A 23,654-nucleotide genomic window follows, 5' to 3' on the forward strand; every position below is an offset into this window, starting at 1 on the left:
TATTTTAAAACACACAAATCATGGCTACAGTAACCCTTGGCGGAAACGAAATACACACATCTGGAAACTTACCTGAAACAGGTACAAAAGCACCGGATTTTACATTAGTAAAAGGCGACCTTTCTACTACTTCATTATCAGACTATAAAGGTTCTAAAGTTGTACTTAATATATTCCCAAGTGTAGATACCGGCACTTGTGCGGCATCCGTTCGTAAATTTAACGAGAAAGCTGCTGCGCTTGAAAATACTAGGGTAATCTGTATTTCCCGTGACCTTCCGTTTGCTCAAAACCGTTTTTGTGGTGCAGAGGGGCTTAGCAATGTAGTTACAGCTTCAGATTTTAGGGATGGCAGTTTTGGTGCTGCTTACGGCCTAAATTTTACTGATGGCCCGCTTACCGGCCTGCACTCTCGTGCGGTTGTGGTACTTGATGAAGAAGGTACGGTAGTTTATACTGAGCAGGTACCCGAAATAAAAGACGAGCCAAATTACGACAACGCCCTCGCGGCACTGTAATAGCCGCAATGAAAGATAACAGGTTTGTTAAAGGCAGGCTTAAAAGCATATTTTACTCTGTAAAAGGTGCTTACCGTTTAGTTACCAGCGAGCACAGCATTATGGTGCAGTTTGGCTTAGGCATACTGGTATCAATAGCAGGGTTTTATTTTCACATCTCCTCTACTGAATGGATGCTGCAAACATTTGCCATAGGGCTAATTATGGCTATAGAGGGTGCTAATACAGCGGTAGAAAAAATATGCGATTTTATCCACCCCGGTTTTAACGAAAAAATTGGGGAGATAAAAGACATTGCATCGGGCGCGGTATTTTTTGCCGCAATAACAGCCGTTATAATAGGAGTAATAATTTATTACCCAAAGGTAGCGGCACTATTCTAAATTTAATATTTTTACAAAAAAGGAAGTTTTAAAAAACGTATGGCAAAGGCTAAAAAAGAACCGGAAAAGGTACAAAAACCCGAAAAAGAAAAAAGGCCGTGGCGCTTATCCCGCAGAAATAAAGTACTGCTGGGGCTGCTGTTCTTTTTATTTTCGATAGCCATGCTATTATCATTTGTTTCTTATTTTTTATACTGGAATTCAGACCAAAGCGCACTAACCCGTTTTACTGACAGGGATGTGCAGGTACAAAACTGGCTGGGAAAATTTGGTGCTTACCTTGCCGATGTTTTTTTATATCGTGGTTTTGGTGCTGCATCTTTTATACTAATACGTTTCTTCTTTTTAATGGGTGCCTACATGGTGCTCGACCTGCCTGTAGGTAAACTAAAAAAAACCTTGTTTTGGGATGTTTACCTCGTAATTATCATATCTGTGCTTTTAGGTTTCTTTAATGCTTACCTCCCAGAACTGGGCGGGGTTATAGGCTATGAAATGAATCTTTTTATTCAGGATTATATAGGTAAGACAGGTGCTTTACTAATATTGTTATTTGGGCTATCCGTATTCTTATTTGTAAGGGTAAAAATTTCTCCGGATGCCATTAAAACATTCTTTGAGCGAAAAGAAGAAGAGGAAGATGGAGAGGAGCCTGTGCTACAGGAAACGCCGCTGCAACACGCAGCAGCTGTGGCTTCTCCTCTTACAGACCCTGAAGAAGAACATATAAAAGTAGCCAACTACGAAGATATGGATGAGGACGAATATGAAGATGTTCTTGACAATATAGAACTTAAAGTTGTACAGCCGGAGCCTGCTGCTATTATACCTCCAGCCATACCGGTACCTCCCGTAGCACCGGTTTCTAAATTCGAAATTAACAAGGATGCACTCAAGCCAACTATCGAAAAATCATCTGAAATAGCGCTTGATCCTGTAGCACCCAAACAGGTATTTACTGAGCCTGCACCACAGGTTCATGAAATTATAGAAACCAGCGACGACAACTTTGTTATCGAAAAAATTGAAGACGAACCCGCTGTAGAAGAAAACCTTGCGGCACGCCTTGTACGTGATTTTGGCGAATTTGATCCAACGCTTGAACTGAGTAGCTATCAATTTCCTCCCCTTGAATTGCTAAAAGATTATTCATCGGGCGGTATTACTATAGATCAGCACGAACTCGAAGAAAACAAGAACCGTATTGTAGATACCCTGCGTAACTACAAAATTGATATTGCCCAAATAAAAGCTACCGTAGGCCCTACAGTTACGCTTTACGAAATTGTGCCAGAAGCCGGTATACGCATCTCAAAGATAAAAAGCCTTGAAGACGATATTGCGCTTTCGCTTGCAGCATTGGGCATCCGTATCATTGCCCCAATACCGGGAAAAGGCACCATAGGTATAGAAGTGCCTAACACCAAGCCTACTATGGTATCTATGCGCAGTGTTATTGCTTCGCCTAAATTCCAGACGGCTGAAATGGAGTTACCAATTGCCCTTGGAAAAACAATTAGCAATGAAACTTTTGTAACCGACCTTGCCAAAATGCCCCACCTACTTATGGCGGGTGCTACAGGCCAGGGTAAATCGGTTGGGCTTAATGCCGTGCTTACCTCATTATTATATAAAAAACACCCTGCCGAAGTTAAGTTTGTACTGGTAGACCCTAAAAAGGTAGAACTTACGCTATTTAATAAAATAGAGCGTCATTATCTTGCAAAACTGCCTGATGGAGGTGATGCCATTATAACCGATAACACTAAGGTTATCAACACGCTAAACTCTCTTTGTATTGAAATGGATAACCGTTACAACCTGCTTAAGGATGCAATGGTACGTAACATTAAAGAATACAATGAAAAATTCCGCCACAGGAAATTGAACCCTGAAAACGGACACCGTTTTTTACCTTACATCGTACTTGTAGTAGACGAGTTTGCCGACCTTATCATGACAGCCGGTAAAGAGGTAGAGACCCCTATAGCGCGCCTTGCACAGCTTGCCCGAGCTATTGGTATTCACCTTATTATTGCTACACAAAGGCCATCGGTTAACGTTATTACAGGTATTATTAAAGCCAACTTCCCGGCCAGGATAGCCTTTAGGGTTACCTCTAAAATTGACTCACGCACCATTCTTGACAGCCAGGGTGCAGACCAGCTTATAGGGCGTGGCGATTTACTATACACACAGGGTAACGATCTTGTAAGGGTACAATGTGCGTTTGTAGACACCCCGGAGGTAGAAAAGATAACCGAATTTATTGGCGGGCAAAAGGCATATCCTGATGCTTATCTGCTGCCCGAATATTTTGGAGAAGAAAGTGGCACTAATCTTGATATAGACATTGGCGAAAGAGATTCAATGTTCAGGGATGCTGCAGAAGTAATTGTTACCGCCCAACAGGGTTCGGCATCATTGCTTCAGCGCAAATTAAAACTAGGCTACAACCGTGCCGGCAGGCTTATAGACCAGCTTGAGGCAGCAGGAATTGTAGGCCCTTTTGAAGGCAGTAAAGCCAGAAGCGTAAACGTTCCTGACCTTGTTTCGCTGGAGCAATTCTTAAAAAATGAAGAAAACAATTTTTAATATGCAACGCATTATCAGGGTTTTGTCTTTTGTAATTTTATTTGTTAGTTTAACAACCCAGGCACAGGATTCGCAAAAAGCGAAAAGCTGGCTTGATGCTGTTTCTTCTAAAATAAAAAGCTACAACAATATTACCATTGATTTTAAATACCAGGTAAGCAACCCAAAAAAGAACCTAAACCAGGAAAGTAAAGGAAACGTGGCATTGCAGGGCAATAAGTATGTGCTTAACTTTATGGGAGTTACCCGTGTTTTTGACGGAAAAAAAGTGTACAATATTGTTCCGGAAGATGAAGAGATCAGTATATCATCTGCTGACGACCAGAAAAACGACGGACTTACACCAAGCAAAATGCTTACTTTCTTCAATTCGGGCTACCGCTATACAATGGATATTTTACAGCCGGTAAAGGGCCGTAAAATACAGTATATTAAGCTTGTGCCTACCGATGCTAAAAGCGATGTTAAAGATGTGTTGCTGGGTATAGACTCTCAAACAAAGCATATTTACACCCTTATACAAGCAGACAAAGACGGTACTAAAACTGTTTTTACTATAAATTCTTTTAAAACGAACCAACCTTTGTCAAAAAATCACTTTACCTTTACCGAAAGTAAATATCCTAATTATTACATTAACCGATTAGACTAATTTACCGGTGAAAATATTAGACCGCTACATTCTTACCTCGTTTATACAAACGTTTGCAACTGTATTTATAATCCTGTTCTTTATATTTATATTGCAGGGTATCTGGCTTTTTATAGCCGAGCTTGCCGGCAAAGACCTCGATTTTTTCCTGGTAATAAAATTCCTTGCTTTCTACTCCCCTACCATTGTTCCGTTGGTATTGCCACTTTCTATTTTGCTGGCATCGATCATGACCTTCGGTAGTTTCTCTGAGAATTACGAATTTGCCGCCATGAAATCTTCTGGCATATCGTTACCCAGAGCAATGCGCGGTCTTACCATTTTTATTTTTGGCCTTAGCATAGTAGCTTTCTTCTTTGCTAATAATGTAATTCCGCAGGCACAATATAAGTTTACCAGCCTGCGTAAAAACATTATTCAGCGTAAACCTGCCATGGCTATTGTAGAAGGTCAGTTTAACGCCGTGGGTACATTTAATATTAAGGTAGAAAAAAAGGAAGGCGGAAACGGAGAAAAATTAAAAGGTGTTACCATACACAAACGCAGGCCGGGTGCATCTTATGCTACAGTAATACGTTCTAAAACAGGGCTGCTAAAAAGTAGCGAAAAAAGCAACCTCCTGCAGCTTGAACTTTATGATGGATATTATTATGAAGACATTGTTTCTACAACTTCTAATAACCATGAAAAAATGCCATTTGCCAAGAGTAGCTTTTCAAGGCAGTTAATGAACATCGATCTTACTGCGCTTAATACTTCTACCGAAGATGACGGGCAGATATCCCACACTAATAATATGCTTAATGTATCTGAGCTAAACTATACGCTGGATTCCCTCCAGGGAAGTTATAACAGAGAAGCTAAAAGTATTACAGATAACCTAGTAATAAGGCCTGTTAGTGCCTTTACTGCTACTAATCCGGGAACAGGAAAAGACACCTTTAAAAAGGCCAAAAGCAAGGTTCCTAAAAACCTCTTGTCGCTTTTAAATAAAGAAGAAAAATCTCGTGTTCTTGAAATGGCCAAAAGCAATGTAAGCAGCACAGAATATGTAGTTAACTCCAGTAAAATAGGTCTTGAAGATAAGATTAAAAGCATTAACAGCCATTGGCTGGCACTATATGACAAATTTGTAATTGCTTATGCGTGTATAATGATGTTCTTTATCGGGGCTCCATTGGGGGCTATTATCCGTAAAGGCGGCCTTGGCTTACCCATAGTATTTGCAGTGCTCATATTTATTATATTCCATTTTATAAACACCTTTGGCAAAAAGCTTGCACAGGAAAACGGCATACCACCTATGCTTGGTGCCTGGATGTCGTCTATAGTGCTTACACCACTGGCCATATTACTTACATACAGGGCTACTAATGATAGCGGCCTGGTAAACTTTGATAATTTGTTGCTGCCACTTCAAAAAGTCTTTGATAGGTTTACAAAACCAAAAAAACAGCAATCTTAATCCAGACACAACACAAACATGATAACTGCTAATAACGAAAAAATAGTTTTAAATACCATTGAGGAAGCCATCGAAGACATTCGCATGGGCAAAGTAGTAATAGTGGTTGATGACGAAGACCGTGAAAATGAAGGAGATTTTATAGCCGCCGCCGAAAAAGTAACGCCGGAAATGATAAATTTTATGGCAAGTGAAGGCCGAGGGCTTATATGTGCGCCACTTACTGAGCAGCGTTGCGATGAACTCAACCTGCACCTTATGGTTACAAACAATACAGTGCTGCACGAAACAGCTTTTACCGTATCGGTAGATCTTTTAGGACATGGGTGTACCACCGGCATATCTGTACACGACAGGGCAAAAACAATTAAGGCCCTTGTAGATGAAGACACTAAAGCACATGACCTGGGCCGCCCCGGTCATATATTTCCGCTTCGCGCTAAGCAGGGCGGTGTACTTAGGCGCACGGGCCATACCGAAGCTGCAATAGACCTTGCCAGGCTAGCAGGCCTTAAGCCTGCCGGTATACTTGTAGAAATACTTAACGAAGATGGCTCTATGGCGCGCCTGCCTGAGCTTTCTAAGCTTGCCAAAAAACTTGATCTTAAACTAATATCGATAGAAGACCTTGTAGCATACCGTATGCAGCATGACAGCCTTATCCAGAAGAAAGAAGATTTTGAGGTAGAAACCCGTTTTGGAAACTTCAGGCTACGCGCGTATGAGCAAACAACTAATAAACAAATACACATTGCCCTTACCAAAGGCAGCTGGAACACGGGCGAACCTATCCTTACCCGTATAAACAGTACACAGGTAAACAATGATATTCTTGGCACACTTACTAATGATGCCGATACTAAGCTTGATGGTATGTTTCGTAAAATAAATGAAGAAGGTAAAGGCGCCATACTATTTATAAACCAGGACATACAGCCATCAGAACTATTAAACCGCCTTACAGAATTAAAGGGGCTACAGTCGACCGGCGTAAAAAAAGCACCGCAGCCTAAAATGGATGTAAAAGATTTTGGTATTGGCGCACAGATACTGCATGATATTGATATTTGCAAAATACGCCTGCTAACAAATTCTGAACATGGTAAACGTGTAGGGATGATAGGTTATGGCCTTGAAATAACAGAATATTCAGGTTTTTAATATTATTATATACCTGCTTAATATACAAACTCCCCGAAGCCTGGCTATCGGGGAGTTTTATTTTTAGGACATATTGTACCTGAATATCCGGCAAAAATCTAACGATTATAATAATCTTTCTTTCAAAAACTGTAAACTCCCAACAGCTAACTCCTGTGCGTCATGCGGCGACTTTTGCCATAACGAAACCGCCTGCTGCATCCCGGGAACGGAAGACGAAAAATTCTCCAGGACTAAGTTACCCTCAAAGTCAATTGCCCTGAGCGCTGCAAACAGCTCATCCCAGTTAACGGTACCTTCGCCCGGCATACCCCGGTTGCTCTCGGTAATATGTATATGCTTTAGCAATGAACCGGATGCTATAACGGGATCGTAAAAATTAGCTTCTTCAATATTCATATGAAAGGTATCCAGATGCAGGGCAAGGTTACTCACGCCTGTTTTTTCTGTAAGTTCCCTAACATTAGCCGCTGTATTACAAACGTAACTTTCATAACGGTTTATGGGTTCTATGCCAATGGTTATACCCCGCTTATCGGCATAGACAGCGGCCTGGCCCCATACATCGGTAATAATTTCTTTCTCATCTTCTGTAAGTGAGTTACCGCTAAACACACCAATACCACCGTGCAATACCCCTCCTAAAAAGGTGGCATCTAGTGCTGCTGTTTTATCCAGGGCTTTTTGCATTAATGCCAGAGCTTCTTTAGGATAAAAAGGGATATGTGCTTCTTTAGGCAGGTTAAGTGAGCAGGCTACTCCAAGATTGTTTTCTTTAAGCTGTCTTTTTACGGTTGGCGCATCAAAGTCCATGCTGTTTGGCAAGAGTATCTCAATCAGGTCAAAACCTGTTTTTGCCGTTTTTTTTATGGCATAGTGTCCCGCCTCTGCCGTCCATAATGGCGTAATCCATGATAGTAGCGAAGCTCCAAATTTTATTTTCATTTTGTAAGTAATTGAATGTTAGAATACCCACCATTCTGATCGGATTCCAAAGTAGGTTCCCAGCCTTTTATGTCCGGCCTGCTCTAAAAATGGCGAATACATGGTGTTTTTAGCCTGGTTATTATAGCGTGCCACCTCTGCAATAAACCTTATGTGCGGCCTTGCCCAGGGGCTACGCTCGGCAGTGGGTACAATGGTAGGTGCAAGTGCTACCTTAACCATAGACTCTGCTGGATTATTACCATCTGTACGCGATGTGTAGTGCAGTTCTGAAACCAGGTGCAGCCAGTCTTTAAGATAATATATAACCCTGGTGCCCAGGGCTACATCTACTTTGTAATTATAAATTTCACGGCCATAAAAATCGGTCGCTTTATCTTTAGTACTTCCCGCACCCCTACTTTGTGTAAAAACCGCATAAGGGTTAAGGCTTATTCTGTTTGAAAAGTTTAGCATCAGGTGCTCTACCATAGTAAAAGAATAAGCTCCTTTATAGGTCTGGTCGCCCTGTCGTGGAGCGCCAAAGGTACGCCAGGTCTGCGTACTGCCGCTATCTCCCCCATTTGCTATGCCCCAGCCGTAGCGCGCCGAAAACTGGTTAAACGATCCTGGTTTTGGTGTAGTAAGCACAGAGCTTATTTTAGCTCCCAGTACAAAACCGTAGTCTGACGGGTATGTAGGGTCGGCATTTTTTCTAACAGCCGAAACATAATGATACTCTGCTAATAGCTTAACCAAATGTGTTTTTGTAATGTTAAAACTATGCTCGCCCACCATTACCTCGCGCTGCCGGTATGCCAGTACTTTACTGCTTGATATAATGTTAGCATAAGAATATGGCGTAACGTTAGACGAAGTAGTATCTATAGCTGCCGGAAAGAACATAGAGAACGAGCTCTTTTTATATTTTATGCCAAACCCCTGAGACGAGTGGTCGTCAAAGTAAAAATAATCGGCAATGTGTATGTCATCATAACGCATGTAGCGTGCCCCTGCCCAAACCGTCCAGGGGCTGCCTACAATATTGCGCGCTTCTACAAAGGCTTCAGGCAGGCTTACAATCATGCCATTTATTGATCCTGAATGTACATTACCCAAAAATGTACCGTTAGATGAATAAAAGGCAAGCCGTACCTGAAAGTCTATAGCAGTGCTGTCCTTATTTGCATTTACCGGCATGAAATGAAAGGCCGGAAGCAGGTCTACATAATCGCCCTGATCCATCCGCCCACCTAACGAACCATGACCCAAAAGGTTTAGTTGTCGGCCGGTATGCCCTTCAATATCCGGCGAATAGCCAAACCCTATCCGCCCGGTAGTGCCAAAGGAGAAATTTTTATTAGTTATTGTTATCTGGCTGTTTCCGGCAAAGCTGCCAAGCAACAAAACGTAGATAAAAGTGAGCCTGTAATAAAAGCCGGGTATCATACCGTACTCTTATTTAAAGCAATAGATTTTACACCCAGTGTTTTAGGCTTATAGTATTTTACCGCAAACAGCAGTATTACAACATAACATACTATAGGCAGCAGGTAAGCATAGGCAATATTTGTGTTAGCCACGATACCCATTACCGGCGGAAAAACTGCCCCGCCAAACATGGCCATTACTAAAAATGACGAAGCCTGTTCTGTTTTATTGCCTAATTTTTTTAAGCCAAGACTAAATATAGTAGGATACATTACACTCAAAAAGAAATTGAGCATAACCAGCGCCCCAAAAGATACCCAGCCAAAGCTTTGCGATATAATGATACATAATACCATATTACAAACACAGTACACGGCAAGCAGCCTGTTAGGCGCAATGTAGCGCATTAAGAAGGTGCCTATAAAACGCCCCACCATCATCATTGCCATACTAAGCGAAAAATAATAGGCCACCTGGTTATCTGCAAGGCCGTTTTTTTCTACACCATAGTTTATGAAATATGCCCAGGTACCGCCTTGTGCGCCTATGTTGAAAAACTGGGCCAGTACCGCCCACATAAAATGACGCTGGCGGTATAATGGTGCGTTGGTAATAACCTCTCCTCCTTCGATAGCAACCTCATTATCTGTATGGCCGCCGTGCGGGTCTTTTAGCGCAGGCACTTTTACAAACCAAAAGGCCAGTGCTATGGCAAGTATGACACCGCCAATGATAAGGTACAGGCTCTTAACCGACTCTAAACCTTCGGCACCTTCGGTATTCAGTATAAAGAAACCACCTAATAATGGCCCTATAATAGCACCAAGGCCATTAAACGATTGTGCAAAATTAATGCGTTGGTCGCTGGTTCGCTCATCTCCCAGTGAAGCCACAAATGGATGTGCTACCGTCTCAAGTGTTGCAAGTCCTGATGCCAGTATAAATAACGCTACCCTAAAAAAGGCGAACGATTCGTTTTGAGCCGCCGGAACAAAAAGGAATGCTCCCAGTGCGTACAGTATAAGCCCTAACAGCACACCTTTTTTGTAGCCGTATTTTTTCATGAACAGCCCTGCGGGGATGCCCATAACGGCATAGGCTCCAAATATAGACAACTGCACCATACCCGATTCTGACTTGGTAATGTGCAATACATTCTGGAAGTGCTTGTTAAGCACATCGCCCATGGTAATGGCTATGGCCCAAAACAGGAAGAGCGATGTTACGAATATAAATGTAACGGTATATTTTTTCTCGGTAAATTTAGCTTGCGACATGATACAGCTATTATATATTGTTAGTTAAAACATTACCCGCAGCAACCTGGTGCTGCACACAAAAAGATTTAAAATCTGCAAGGGTATATGATGGGCATGCGCCTTCTCTGGCAGTAATAAAAGCACCTAAGGCGGTTGCCTGTGCCATGATATCCTGCGGGTTAGCCCCCATAATTCTTTTAGATAAAAAGCCTGCAAGAAAAGCATCGCCACTACCCACCGTATCCTGAATGGTAACAGGTACCGCCGGAGCTTCAAAATGTACACCGCCATTATAATATACCGCGCCTTTACTGCCTTTGCTTACAAGCACTTCCTTAACATTAAAAGTATCCTGTATAAAACGTATGCCATCGTCTTCGGTTACATACTCTTTACCCACATAGTCCAGTATCAGGCGCAATTCTGCCTTGTTCATTTTAACAAGGTCGGCTTTAGCGAGCAGGTCTTTTATTACAGGAACGGAGAAGAATGGCGGACGGATGTTTACATCAAAAACCTTAAATTTTGCAATTTCCAGGAGCTGGAACAACGTATTGCGCGATACTTCGTTACGGGTAATAAGGCTGCCAAAAACAAAAGCTTCGGCTTTGCCTACCTTTTCTATATAATCATTCCTGAATTCTATAAAATCCCATGCAACAGGCTGAATGATATCATAATGGGCTTCGTTGTGCTCATCTATGTGCGCTATTACAGTTCCGGTTGGGTAATTAGGATCGATCTGGCTATCCTGTGTTGAGATATTCCAATCCGCAACCTGGTTCATCAGGTCGGCACCCAGCTTATCTTCGCCAATGCGGCTTATCATATGGGCATCTACACCCATACGCATCAGGTTATAGGCTACATTAAAGGGTGCGCCACCGGCGCGTGCGCCTTCAGGAAAAATGTCCCAAAGCACTTCTCCGTAACAAAATACAGAGGGTTTATTTATTGATTGTATCATAAGTTATTTGGTTAAACGTTTAATCAAATTGATAAATAAAAAAGTATTAGTAAATTTCAAATTCAGATGACTGCCCTATATGTAGCTCGGCATTCAGGGTAATATTTTTTACGGGTAATGTTATATCAACTATTTTTTCGTGTAATATTTCCATCGCTGTGGTGCCTATTCCTGAAAGAGGCTGCCTTACATAAGATAAAGGGACACTAAAAAGCTCGTAAGCCTCTGTTTCATCAAATGCCACAACCGCAACATTCTCAGGAATTTTGACACCAAGTTTCATAAGTTTTTTTAACCCTGAGACAGCCAGTTTATTACTTGTAAAGAAAATAGCATCCGGAGTGATTTCACCACCGAATAAGTAATCAAATCCTTTGCTTATATCTTCATCTATAGCATCTTTGTCGATATTAAGCACCGAATGATCGCACAACTGCAGGTTATGTTTTGTTACGGCATCTGTAAAGCCCTGGGCCCTTTGCTGCAGGTGATGGAGCTTTGTATCATAAGCTACAAGCACAATATTTTTTCGCCCTGCGGCAATCAAATGTTCTGTAACGCTGTAACTGATATCGTAATTATTGATCTGCACACTGTCTGCCAACACCTCCGGAAGATAACGGTCGATAAAGACAAACGGCATATTTTGCTTTTGGAGTTTTTGCAGGCTTGCTTCGGTATTTTCTACCGGAGCTATAATCAAACCATCTGCCTGGCGGTCGCAAAACATATTGATTAGGCTTTCAAACTTCTCCTTATTCTCATCGCTGCTGCCTATAATAAGTGTGTAGCCTTTTTTATTGGCTTCATTTTCTATAATGCGTGCTATTTGCGAGAAATATGGGTTGGCAATATCTGCCACAATAAGACCTATAATATAGGTGCGTGAGGTTTTTAAGCTTTTCGCAACATTATTTGGACGGTAGTTAAGTTCTTCGGCTGCGTTTCTTACTTTTTCTATAGTGTCTTTTCCAATGCGGCTGTCTATCTTATTGTTAAGTACATAAGATACCGAGGCGATAGATACACCTGCTTTTAATGCCACATCTTTTATAGAAACTTTTTTCACTATATCGATTTCTGATAGCAAATATAGTTAACTTAAACGTTTAACCAAATTATTCAGCAATTTTTTTGAAAATTTTTTTTTTGGTATTGACGTCCCCCTACTCCACTATGCCTTAAACATATCGCTTAAAATAAAGGCCATAAAACAGTTTCCTGCTTATGGCCTTTCAGTATTAAGTTAACCTTTAATTATTGCCCATCAGGCTTTTTGCTTAATAAGCGTACCTCAATAATTTTTGGGGTAATCGAATTTTCAGATGTAGAAAACTTCACTGTCAGCGTTTCCTTTGCCTTCTCGCTTTGCGGTATCGGTAATAGCATATATTGTGGCGAAACACCCGATTTACCCTCAAAAACCTGAGATTTGACTTTTACACCATTAACCTCAAGCGTAAGGTTACGATTAGCATCGGCATCAAAATAGGTCAGATATAGGTATTCTGCCTTTTTAGTTTTATTTGCCATACGGTAGCTAAACCAGCCACGGGCATCCCTAAAATGGCGGTCTTCCATATATCCGGTATAGGCATCGCTTGTAACTATAAAATGGTCAGCTTCCGGCTGCTGTTCGCCAAGCGTAATTTTATCAATCGTAATTTCATTAAGCTTACGCTCTTTCTCCTCATTATCTGCCGTTTGCTGTTGCAGGGCAACTACCTTATCGGCATCTGCCTGTGGCCAGTAAACTATGTAACGTTCTCCCTGTATTTTGTAGAAGGGCACAAGAGTAAACCCGTTACCATACTTTTGCTGTGGGTATAATTCGCCCAACTTGAAGTTTAGCGGTGCATTATCTACCGGAACTACATGCCCCGTTACAGTTGACGCATTACCTAACAGTACAGGCATTGTATTAAGCGGTATTTGTGGGCCATGGGCTATGTGTCCGCCACGGCTGTCATCGGCAAAAAGGCCATCCTGGTTATCAGTACCAAAGCTTGCCGCAAGTACCACAGGGCCATATGTAAAAGCATAATAATCTGACTTATCAGGCAGTTGCTCTGCAGCTATGTGCATGGGTAGTTTTAATACCACTACATCGCCTTTTTTCCATTTTCTATTGATTGTAAAATAACCCGAAGCATCGGCATCGGTAGCATATTCTTTGCCGTTAAGCAGTATTTTTACTTTAGCCTTATCAGTCCATTCCGGGCAGCGTAGCTTTAAGGCAAACTGGGTTTTACGGGCAGGATTTACAGTAATCCTGGTTTCCGGTACTTCCGGAAAATTATTTTCCTGTACCAAAACCACTTTTTTATCCTGCCAGGTAACTTTAGAAGGTATAAAGAGGTTTACATACACGGCATCATTAGTATGTGCATAGATCATTTCGCCATACTTACCATGGTTCTCCATACCAGAACCTACACAGCACCAAAAACTGGTTTGTGGCTGCGAATATACCCTGTAATGCCCGGGGCGCATGGGTGTAAAATATACAAAGCCCCCTTTGCTGCTATGCTGTGTAGAGAGTATATGGTTATAAAGTGCGCGCTCATAATAATCTATATAAGATGCTTGTGGCGCACCTGCATACAAATCTTTTGTAAGCTTAAGCATATTATAGGTATTACAGGTTTCGGGTCCTTCTACACTTTTTACCATATTGCTAAAATCGTCAACCGGGTTAAAGTGCTCACTTATGCTGTTCCCTCCTATGGATACTGATCTTTTTTCTGTAACATTATGCCAAAAGAAGTTGGCTGCATCATTCCACGCCGCATTGTTATCCAGCGCTGCTATACGCTGATAGCCAATAACCTTAGGTATCTGCATATTAGCATGTATACCCGTAAGTTTATCTTCATGTTTTATAAGCGGATTGAGTATTGCCATATGCGAAAATTTCTTACCCAGCTCTAAGTACTTCTTGTCGCCTGTAAGTTCGTAAACATCGGCAAAAACCTCATTAAGTCCGCCATGCTCACTTATCAGCATTTCCTGTATCTGGGCATCTTTAAGTCCCGAAACTTCAGTTATCATCCAGTCACACAACTTTACAAGCATTTGTTTTGCTTTTTCACTGTGGGCATACAGGTAAGCATCTCGCAGGCCGCCATATATTTTATGTATATTGTATAACGGTACCCAGCGATCGTTTAACCCAAAGCTGTGTGCCCGTATATTGCCTTCAGATATTTCTTTCCATATTGCTTTACCGTTTGGTACACCTGATATATAGCCATTACCGGCTGCCTTTTGGCAACGTTCCAGTTCATTAACCATATATTCTACTCTGTCAAGCATTGCCTTATCTCCGGTAGATGCATACATTAAAGCAAGTGCCGAAAGATAATGCCCGCCTATGTGTCCGTCGAGCCCGGTATTTTCCCAGTTAGGATAATTTTCTGCCTTAGGCGACAATCCTGCCTCTTTAAGATAAGGTGCAAGCAGCCTGTCTGTATCCATTTCCAGAAGGTACTCCTTGTCGGTAAGCATAGCCTGCCTGAATGGGCTATCTGATAATTCGACAGTACTAAGTGGAAAATAATCAACATGCGTTGTTTTTTGTGCATATGAAAGGCAGCCGTATAGTAAAAAGAGAATTACTTTTTTGTTCATAATGTATATTGATTGTTATCTAATAATTTGACACATATTACGAGCTAAAAAATCATATAGTCAAAAAGACAATATTAAGGCATTTTAGCGATTAAAAAATTTGAAGCGTTAAAATTAATTAATTCATAAAAATTAAACACATTTTGAGAGTAAAATTAAATGTAATATACACATTTATAATTTTCATGCAAAATAAACATAAAAAAGCTTATTTTTTTTATTATTTATTTATTTACAGGTGATATTTTTTCATTATGTATAAATATATTTTGAAAAAAATTTGTTCAGTTGAATAATAATCTCTACACTTGTAGTCACAATAACTATAAGAAAAAACGATATAGTTATCGCATACATTATTATTTACGAAAAAGCTTATTTATTAATTGAAATCAACAATACTTATGAAAATGCTTCCGGACTTAATTACAAATAGCGAAAGCTGACAAATGCAGATAAAAAAAATTTGGTCAAAAACGAAAACGTATTCGTGAATTTATTGCAAAAAAAAATAAGTGTATTTCTTTTTTACTCTTGCAAGTTTTGACATAACAATAACCACTTACCCATTTTTAACAAATTAATTATTCTATGAACAAATTCTACTTTAACCGTCAGGCCATGACAAAGCGAACTGCCGCTTTACTACTGGGCATGATGCTGGGCATGGGCTATACTGCACATGCTAATGAAAGTTACAGCTCCTACACGCATTATCAGGAGCCTGTAAAAGGAAAAATTACAGATAAAGAAGGTATGCCGCTGCCAGGTGCTACGGTACTTATTAAAGGCACACAAACAGCTGTGAGTACCGACCTTGACGGTAATTTTGTAATTGATGCACCTGCCGATGCCATACTGATTATTTCTTATGTAGGTTTTACAACCCAGGAAGTAGCTGTAGCCGGTAACACAACTATTAATACTACGCTTGAAGATGCTACAAACGCCCTGGATGAAGTAGTAGTTATAGGCTACCAAACCCAGCGGGCCGGTGATGTTACCAGTGCGGTTTCGAGCGTTAAAAGAGATAAATTTACCCAGGGGCAGGTAAGAGATGCCGGGCAACTGGTAGCCGGCAAGGTAGCCGGACTGCGCGTAACAAACTCTAACGGAGATCCTAATGGCACAACCGGCATTAACATAAGGGGGCTTAGCACACTATCTGGTGCTAACAGTGCACCATTAGTATTAATAGATGGTGTACCCGGCTGGATAAATACTGTAGCCCCGGAAGACATTGAAAGTATAGATGTACTAAAAGACGGTTCTGCCGCAGCCATATACGGTGTACGTGGTACTAATGGTGTAGTACTTATTACAACTAAAAAGGCTAAAGGGGGTGCACAAATTAATAGCGTAGAGTACTCTGGTTATGTAAGTACTGCACAAATATCAAGAAAACTCGATTTTTTAAATGCTCAACAATTTCGTGAATTATACCCTGAATCAGACCATGGGGCTAATGTAGACTGGCTGAAAGAAATAAGTACTACACCGGTTATACACGTTCATAACCTTACCCTTCAGGGTGGTACTAATCAAACTAATTATATAGCTAATATTAACTACAACAGCCAGGAAGGGGTATTTAGAGAGTCTAACAATAAAACATTTAGGGGGCGTATAGAAATAAACCACAAGATGTTTGACGACAAACTTAAAATTCGTTTCTCTATACTTGGACGGGAAAGCTATACCGATGGCAATTTTGGCAACTGGGTATATTATTCTGCCCTGAGGCGTAACCCTACTGATCCTGTTAAGAATGCAGATGGATCATGGTATGAAAACAAACAAAAACTCGGTTATGAAAATCCGCTTGCACTACTATATGAGGCAGATGGTAATACTAAAACTACCGAGATGCGCTATGCAAGTACACTAACCTACAATCCTATAAAAGACCTTACACTTTCAGGAAATTTCTCTTACAGAAGGCAACCCAGCACAAACGGAAACCAGACATCGTTAAACCACATTGCAAACGTGCGCGACAATGCCGGAGTTACAGCATCTGTAGGCGGATATACCGACACAGAAAAGATGATGGAATTTACAGGTACTTATAATAAGACGATTGGCAAAAATAAATTTACCCTGCTGGGAGGTTACAGCTACATTGAAAATGGTAGTGAATCATGGAATATGTGGAACAAGAACCTTCAGGACGATATTTTTAGTGGATGGCACAATATAGGTACAGGTACAGGCCTACAGGAAGGTTTTGCAACCATGGGTTCTGGTAAATGGAAAACAAACCTGATAAGTTTTTTTACAAGGGCTACCTATGCCTTTGATGATAAATACCTGCTTATGGCCAGTGTAAGGCACGAAGGTGCCAGCCAGCTTTGGGGTACAGATAATGCCTGGGGTACCTTCCCGGCTGCTTCTGTAGGCTGGAGGATAAGCAACGAAAACTTTATGAAAAACCAAAAAATATTTGACGACCTTAAATTACGTGTAGGCTATGGTGTAACGGGTAACCAGCCATCGGCATCATTTCTTGGGGTAGGTATGCTTACCTACGGTGATTATGCATATGTAAACGGGCAATGGATACGTACTATAATGCCGGCATCAAACCCAAACCCTGACCTGAAATGGGAGGAAAAAAGAGAAACAAACATAGGTTTGGATTTCAGTTCTCTTGGCGGCCGTATATCCGGTTCAATCGATGCATATAGCAGAGAAATTGTAGGTTTATTATACAATTATAAGGTAGCAACACCTCCAAATTTATTTGACCACACTATGGCAAATGGTGGTAATATGGTTAACAAAGGTATTGAGGTACTTATAAATGCCACCCCGGTACAAACAGAAGATTTTACATGGGAAACATCTGTAACATACTCTGTTAACGACAATAAGCTAAAAAGCCTTAACGGCAGTGTATTTAAAACAGACAACGATTATTTTGATACCGGCTGGGTTGTTTATGAGGGTCAGGGTACAAGCTCGCACAGGGTACAGGTAGGCCAGTCTATAGGCAATTTCTATGGTTTTAAAGTTGTAGATGTTGATGCTAATGGAAAATGGATCTACGAAAACAGAGATGGCGAAAGGGTACCATATGATGAATTTACCCATGCACCGGAAGACAGGCACTACCTGGGTAATGGTATACCAAAATGGTATGCCGGCTTTAATAATACTTTTAGATATAAAGGCTTTGACTTTACCGTTAATATGCGTGGTGCATTTAACTACCAGATACTTAATGAAGCCCGTATGAACTTTGAAGGTACGCAAAACGGATATCGCGATAACCGCCTAACATCTGTAAATGATAAAATATTTGGCAAAACCACTCTAAGCCCGTTAGTGCAGGCAGAGTATAACAGCTATTATATTGAAGATGGCGACTACTGGAAAGTAGACAACATAACACTAGGATACACATTTAACAAATTTGAAAAAAGTGTATTTAAAGACATCAGGCTGTATGGCTCTGTTAACAATGCCTTTATCATTACAGGTTACAAGGGTATAGATCCTGAAGTGCCTACCGGCGGACTGGACGCGGGAGTTGACAGGAGAGAAAAATTCCCAACAACACGCACTTTTGCCTTTGGCGTAACCGCAAGATTTTAACAAACAAAAGAACTGCAATGAAAACAAATAAATTATTATTAGCCGGTGTTATGGCATGTTTGCTGGGCACCACATCATGCACAGAACTGATTGATGAAAGTTATGGTAGCGTGGTATCTGAAAATTATCAACCAAAATCTGAACTCGAAATAAGTGCGCTTGTTAACGCTGCATATATACCGTGGCGCAAAACAATGTTGCTGTGGAACGGCGTAGTACGCACACAAGAACTTTCTGCCGATCAGGATGTTATACCTGCACGTATAGGTATTGGATGGATAGACGGATATGTTTATAAAAGGTGGCACCAGCACACCTGGACCACTAATGATGATAGTATGTGGCAGCCCTGGAGCCGTACCTACGAAGGTATAAATACTACAAACAGGATTATTACCCAAATTGAGGAAGGCAGTATAACCCTGCCAACAGAAGAACAAAAAACAGCCTTGCTCGCAGAATTACATGTACTTAGGGCATCGTACTATTACATTCTTATCGACCTTTTTGGTAATGTACCTCTTGTAACCGATTTTAGAGATACTACACCGCCTAATACTGCTACCAGGGCAGAGGTTTTTGACTTTATTATAAAGGATATTAATGATAATATGGAATCGTTATCAGACGAATCGCGTGGTTACTATTATGGCCGGATGAACAAATGGGTAGCCCATACCCTGCTTGCAAAAATGTACCTGAATGCAGAAGTATGGCGTGGACAGGCCATGTGGCAAAAGTGTATTGATGAATGCGATATTGTAATGGGATCTGGCAATTATGTTCTTGAGCCAAACCAAAAGAATATTTTTATTACAGAAAATCAAAATTCGAAAGAAATAATATTTGCATTGCCTATGGATGAGAAATATGTGACAGACTGGAATGCATTTGACTTTCATATGCAAACACTGGCGCAGGAAAGCCAGGAAACTTATAGTATGGTTTTTGCGCCATGGGGCGGCGTTTGTGCAATTCCGCAGTTTATAGAATCGTTTAATCCTGCAGATAAGCGCCTTCAGCAAAACTATATACAAGGCCCACAATTTGCCCGTAACGGCGACCCGCTAACAATTAACTACACTAATTCGGTTCCGTCAATAGACGAATCTGATAAAGATGATGGCTACCGCTGGGGCAAGTTTGAAATAAAAATTGGCGCACAAAACCGCCTGGGTAATGACTTCCCTGTATTACGCTATGCAGATGTATTGCTTATGAAAGCCGAAGCGCTTATGCGTTCTGGCCAGGCGGGTGCAGGTGCACTGGTTACACAGGTGCGTATGAGGGCTTTTGACGATGCATCATTAGCTACTGTTACAGATGCACAATTAAGTGCAGGCAGTACCTACGACTACGGCCGCAGGGATACCAACTCAGAAACCCATGAAGGTGGCGCAGATATACAATACGGGCGCTTTCTTGATGAGCTGGGTTGGGAATTTTGCCAAGAAGGGCGCCGTCGCCAGGATTTGATACGATTTAATGTATTTACTACTAAATCATGGTTTTCGCATGATCCTTCTAATGCTAATAAAAACCTGTATCCAATACCGCTACAGGCAACTCAAACAAATAGTAACCTTGTACAAAATCCGGGTTACGGTGGATAATTTAGGTTTCGTTTAATTAATGCTTTTTTACATGCCTGCAGGTATTTTATCTGCAGGCTTTATTACTGTAATACCATAAGAAGATCAAACATACATTTAAGCCAAAAAGAAGAAATGAAAAAAAACATCCTCAATAATTACAAGCCGGTCAAAAATACCATCATTGCACTGGCACTATTGTCATTCAGCGTTGTGTTTTCACAAAAAACTAAAGTCAGTTCAAAAAATACGGCACTCTTTACTTCATTTTCTTATACAGGAAATGATGCTGTCTATAAAGAAAATCCGCTTGCAACAAATGAGTTTTATTCGTCCATATTACAGGGCTGTTACCCAGACCCCAGCATTACCCGCAAAGGAAATGACTATTACTTAGTAAACTCATCTTTTGCCATGACGCCGGGTGTGCCTATCTTTCACTCTACAGATATGGTAAACTGGAAACAAATAGGCCATGTACTTGACAGGCCTGCACAATTAAAAGTAGAAGATTCCGGCATATCGGCAGGTATTTATGCGCCACACATTATATACAATAAGTACAACGATACCTTTTATATGATTACCACCCAGTTTTCGGGCGGGTTTGGTAATATGGTCGTAAAAACAAAAGATCCTGCAAAAGGCTGGAGCGACCCAATAAAACTGCAGTTTGACGGTATAGACCCATCACTGTTTTTTGATGATAATGGTAAAGCTTATGTAATACATAATGATGCTCCCCCGGCAGGCGCGGCATTATATGAAGGACACCGTGTTATTAAAATATGGGAGTATGACCTTGCTGCAGATAAAATAGTACAGGGATCTGATAAAATAATAGTAGATGGTGGCACTGATATAAAACAGAAACCAATATGGATCGAAGGGCCACACATGTATAAAAAAGACGGCAAATATTATCTTATGTGTGCCGAAGGCGGTACCGGCGGCTGGCATAGTGAAGTTATCTTTAAAGGTGATTCTCCTAAAGGTACCTTTACACCTGCCCCAGGCAACCCAATACTTACACAGCGTTATTTTGCAAAAGACCGCAAAGACAAAGTAGACTGGGCAGGCCATGCAGATCTTGTAGAAGGGCCGGGGGGTAAATATTATGCTGTTTTTCTTGCGGTGCGCCCTAATGATAAGGACAGGGTAAATACCGGGCGGGAAACTTTTTTATTGCCCGTAGACTGGAGCGGAGAATGGCCGGTTTTTGAAAACGGACTTGTACCTCTAAAACCAAAGCTTAAGGTACCTGTCGGAGTTAAAAACCAATCAGGAACAAACGGTTATATGCCAAATGGCAACTTTAAATTTACCGACAACTTTAAATCAGGCAAGCTGGATTTGAGATGGATAGGCATAAGAGGATGGCGAGAAAGTTTTACTACACTAAGCAAAGATGGTTTAAGAATAAGTGCATTTGCAACTAATATCAAAGCAAAAACTCCTACTTCTACCCTATTCTACAGGCAGCAGCATGCTTCTTTTGAAGCTGTTACAACAATAAACTACCAGCCAAAATCAGCAAATGATCTTGCAGGTTTAGTATGCTACCAAAACGAAGGGTACAACTATACCTTTGGCATCACTAAAAATGAAAAAAATTACTTTATAGTACTGCAAAGAACTGAGAAAGGAATATCAAAACTTGTAGCAAGCGAAAAGATTAGCCTCAACGGCAATATTGCCCTCAAGGTTACAACTGTAGGAGATGCTTATACCTTTAGCTATGCTACAGACGAAAAAACGTTTAAAAATTTAGGCGAAACAGTATCGGGAGATATTCTTTCTACTGATGTTGCAGGTGGGTTTACAGGTGCGCTTATAGGGTTATATGCTACATCAGGAAACGATATTAAACCATAATTACAGGTATGAAAATCAGAAATATATTTTTACTGGTAACTGTAACAGCTGCTTTACTGGGTTGTAAAAGCAGCAACGCACAAACCGGCACACCTTATACCAACCCGCTGATATGGGCAGATGTACCTGACTTATCTATAACACGAAACGGTGACGATTTCTTCCTCATCAGCACTACCATGCACCTTATGCCGGGTGCACCGGTAATGAAGTCTAAAGACCTTGTACACTGGGAAACCGCAAGCTATGTTTTTGATAGCCTTACAGATAATAGAAAGTATAATCTTGAAGGCGGTACGGTTTACGGCTGGGGCCAGTGGGCATCATCCATACGCTATCATAAAGGTAAATACTATGTACTGTTTTCGCCAAACGATGAACCATACAAGTCTTATATTTTCGTAACTGATAACCCATCGGGTAAATGGAAGCTGCTCTCGCGTATGCGCCACTTTCACGATGCTTCGTTGTTTTTTGATGATGATGACCGGGTTTACATATATTCAGGCACACACCTTACAGAGCTTAAAGCAGACCTTATTTATGTAAAACCGGGCGGCATTGATATGGAAATTTTTAAAAAAGATGCAAGCGAAACGGGTTTGCTTGAAGGTAACCAGGTGGTAAAACACAATGGCAAATATTACCTTTTAATGGTATCATGGCCGCAGGGAGGCATACGCAAACAGGTATGCTACAGGGCAGATACTATTACCGGGCCTTATGAGAAAAAGACCATTTTGCAGGATACCTTTGCAGGCTTTACTTATGTAGGCCAGGGCTGTATTATCGACGACAAAAACGGCAACTGGTATGGGCTGGTGTTTCAGGACCGTAATGGCGTAGGCCGTGTACCCCTGTTGATGCCCGTAAACTGGAAGGATGGCTGGCCTATGCTGGGTGACGAAAACGGACACGTTCCGGCTAGCGGCATCATACCGCTTAAACCACACGATACCGGTAAAAGAATTGTAGAAAGCGATAATTTTTCGGCAAGTAAACTTAATATTAACTGGCAATGGAACCACAACCCCATTAATAATGCCTGGTCATTAGCAGAACGTAAAGGATATTTGAGGCTTAAGACAAATCGTATTGTTGATAACCTGTATGCAGCTCCAAATAGCCTTACCCAGCGCATGGAAGGCCCCAAATGCTCCGGTAGCATTGCTCTCGATATTTCTAAAATGAAAGATGGCGATGTAGCAGGCTTTGCTGCCTTTAACGGCCATTCAGCCATACTTGCTGTAGTAAATGAAAATGGTAAAAAACATCTTACTTTATCTACCAACCGGGTGAATTTCAATGAAAATTCTAAAGTTATTAAGAATGTTGACACAGATGAAAAAGCACGCGTAGCGCTTAGTTCAAATGTGATCTATTTGCGCATTGATGCCGATTTTAACGTTAACCGGGACATAGCCACATTTTACTACAGTATTGATAATAAAAATTGGAAACCTATTGGTACCGAGTTCAAAATGATATTTGATTATACCAGGCTTTTTATGGGTGCCAAGTTTGCCATTTTTAATTATGCAACAAAAACTGCCGGCGGGTATGTTGATGTTGACTTTTTTGAGTACAAGAATATAAAATAACCAA

General features: G+C 41.0%; 16 protein-coding genes. 10 read left to right on the forward strand and 6 right to left on the reverse strand.

What is annotated here, in order from left to right:
* The first annotated feature begins 20 nt into the window (after positions 1 to 20).
* From tpx to ribB, 6 genes are read left to right on the forward strand one after another with little or no spacing between them, the layout of a single operon-like run.
* Positions 21 to 518 carry a thiol peroxidase gene (gene tpx / locus DYH63_RS07760; protein WP_116788265.1) on the forward strand — a complete coding sequence of 166 codons (498 nt, stop codon included), beginning with the start codon at positions 21 to 23 and terminating at the stop codon, positions 516 to 518.
* Between the two features lie 8 nt (positions 519 to 526).
* The gene (locus DYH63_RS07765; RefSeq protein WP_116788266.1) at positions 527 to 901 is read left to right on the forward strand and encodes a diacylglycerol kinase; all 375 of its coding nucleotides are present in this window, start codon (positions 527 to 529) and stop codon (positions 899 to 901) included.
* A gap of 39 nt (positions 902 to 940) precedes the next feature.
* Entirely contained in the window at positions 941 to 3,496 is a 2,556-nt protein-coding gene (locus tag DYH63_RS07770) for a DNA translocase FtsK (RefSeq protein ID WP_116788267.1), read from the forward strand.
* Entirely contained in the window at positions 3,477 to 4,148 is a 672-nt protein-coding gene (gene lolA1, locus DYH63_RS07775; RefSeq protein WP_116788268.1) for an outer membrane lipoprotein periplasmic chaperone LolA1, read from the forward strand. The genes DYH63_RS07770 and lolA1 overlap by 20 nt, the downstream gene beginning before the upstream one ends.
* Before the next feature lie 7 nt (positions 4,149 to 4,155).
* Positions 4,156 to 5,613 (forward strand): LptF/LptG family permease, encoded by a 1,458-nt coding sequence (locus tag DYH63_RS07780; protein WP_116788269.1) that lies wholly within the window; start codon positions 4,156 to 4,158, stop codon positions 5,611 to 5,613.
* Positions 5,614 to 5,631: 18 nt separating this feature from the next.
* The gene (gene ribB / locus DYH63_RS07785) at positions 5,632 to 6,774 is read left to right on the forward strand and encodes a 3,4-dihydroxy-2-butanone-4-phosphate synthase (RefSeq protein WP_162926960.1); all 1,143 of its coding nucleotides are present in this window, start codon (positions 5,632 to 5,634) and stop codon (positions 6,772 to 6,774) included.
* A 105-nt stretch (positions 6,775 to 6,879) separates the two neighbouring features.
* Here the strand turns inward: ribB and DYH63_RS07790 are convergent, their stop codons facing one another.
* From DYH63_RS07790 to DYH63_RS07815, 6 genes are all read right to left on the reverse strand, one after another.
* Positions 6,880 to 7,719, reverse strand: coding sequence for a sugar phosphate isomerase/epimerase family protein (locus DYH63_RS07790; RefSeq protein ID WP_116788270.1), 840 nt, complete (start codon positions 7,717 to 7,719; stop codon positions 6,880 to 6,882).
* An 18-nt stretch (positions 7,720 to 7,737) separates the two neighbouring features.
* Positions 7,738 to 9,147 (reverse strand): carbohydrate porin, encoded by a 1,410-nt coding sequence (locus DYH63_RS07795; protein WP_116788271.1) that lies wholly within the window; start codon positions 9,145 to 9,147, stop codon positions 7,738 to 7,740.
* The gene (fucP, locus tag DYH63_RS07800; protein ID WP_116788272.1) at positions 9,144 to 10,406 is read right to left on the reverse strand and encodes an L-fucose:H+ symporter permease; all 1,263 of its coding nucleotides are present in this window, start codon (positions 10,404 to 10,406) and stop codon (positions 9,144 to 9,146) included. The genes DYH63_RS07795 and fucP overlap by 4 nt, the downstream gene beginning before the upstream one ends.
* Positions 10,407 to 10,416: 10 nt before the next feature.
* Positions 10,417 to 11,355, reverse strand: a complete 939-nt coding sequence (locus tag DYH63_RS07805; protein WP_116788273.1) for a carbohydrate kinase family protein — start codon at positions 11,353 to 11,355, stop codon at positions 10,417 to 10,419.
* A gap of 46 nt (positions 11,356 to 11,401) precedes the next feature.
* Entirely contained in the window at positions 11,402 to 12,424 is a 1,023-nt protein-coding gene (locus DYH63_RS07810; RefSeq protein WP_116788274.1) for a LacI family DNA-binding transcriptional regulator, read from the reverse strand.
* Between the two features lie 188 nt (positions 12,425 to 12,612).
* Positions 12,613 to 14,985, reverse strand: a complete 2,373-nt coding sequence (locus DYH63_RS07815; protein ID WP_116788275.1) for a glycoside hydrolase family 127 protein — start codon at positions 14,983 to 14,985, stop codon at positions 12,613 to 12,615.
* A gap of 591 nt (positions 14,986 to 15,576) precedes the next feature.
* On the opposite strand from DYH63_RS07815, the gene DYH63_RS07820 reads away from it, so the two are divergent.
* From DYH63_RS07820 to DYH63_RS07835, 4 genes are all read left to right on the forward strand, one after another.
* The gene (locus DYH63_RS07820; RefSeq protein ID WP_240409078.1) at positions 15,577 to 18,582 is read left to right on the forward strand and encodes a SusC/RagA family TonB-linked outer membrane protein; all 3,006 of its coding nucleotides are present in this window, start codon (positions 15,577 to 15,579) and stop codon (positions 18,580 to 18,582) included.
* Positions 18,583 to 18,599: 17 nt separating this feature from the next.
* A complete protein-coding gene (locus DYH63_RS07825) occupies positions 18,600 to 20,195 on the forward strand; it encodes a RagB/SusD family nutrient uptake outer membrane protein (RefSeq protein ID WP_116788276.1) in 1,596 nt (531 codons plus the stop codon).
* Between the two features lie 114 nt (positions 20,196 to 20,309).
* Positions 20,310 to 22,049, forward strand: a complete 1,740-nt coding sequence (locus DYH63_RS07830) for a glycoside hydrolase family 43 protein (protein WP_116788277.1) — start codon at positions 20,310 to 20,312, stop codon at positions 22,047 to 22,049.
* Between the two features lie 8 nt (positions 22,050 to 22,057).
* Positions 22,058 to 23,650, forward strand: a complete 1,593-nt coding sequence (locus DYH63_RS07835) for a glycoside hydrolase family 43 protein (RefSeq protein ID WP_116788278.1) — start codon at positions 22,058 to 22,060, stop codon at positions 23,648 to 23,650.
* The last annotated feature ends 4 nt before the right edge of the window (positions 23,651 to 23,654 follow it).

The organism is Flavobacterium psychrotrophum (assembly GCF_003403075.1).
Taxonomy (GTDB): Bacteria; Bacteroidota; Bacteroidia; order Flavobacteriales; family Flavobacteriaceae; genus Flavobacterium; species Flavobacterium psychrotrophum.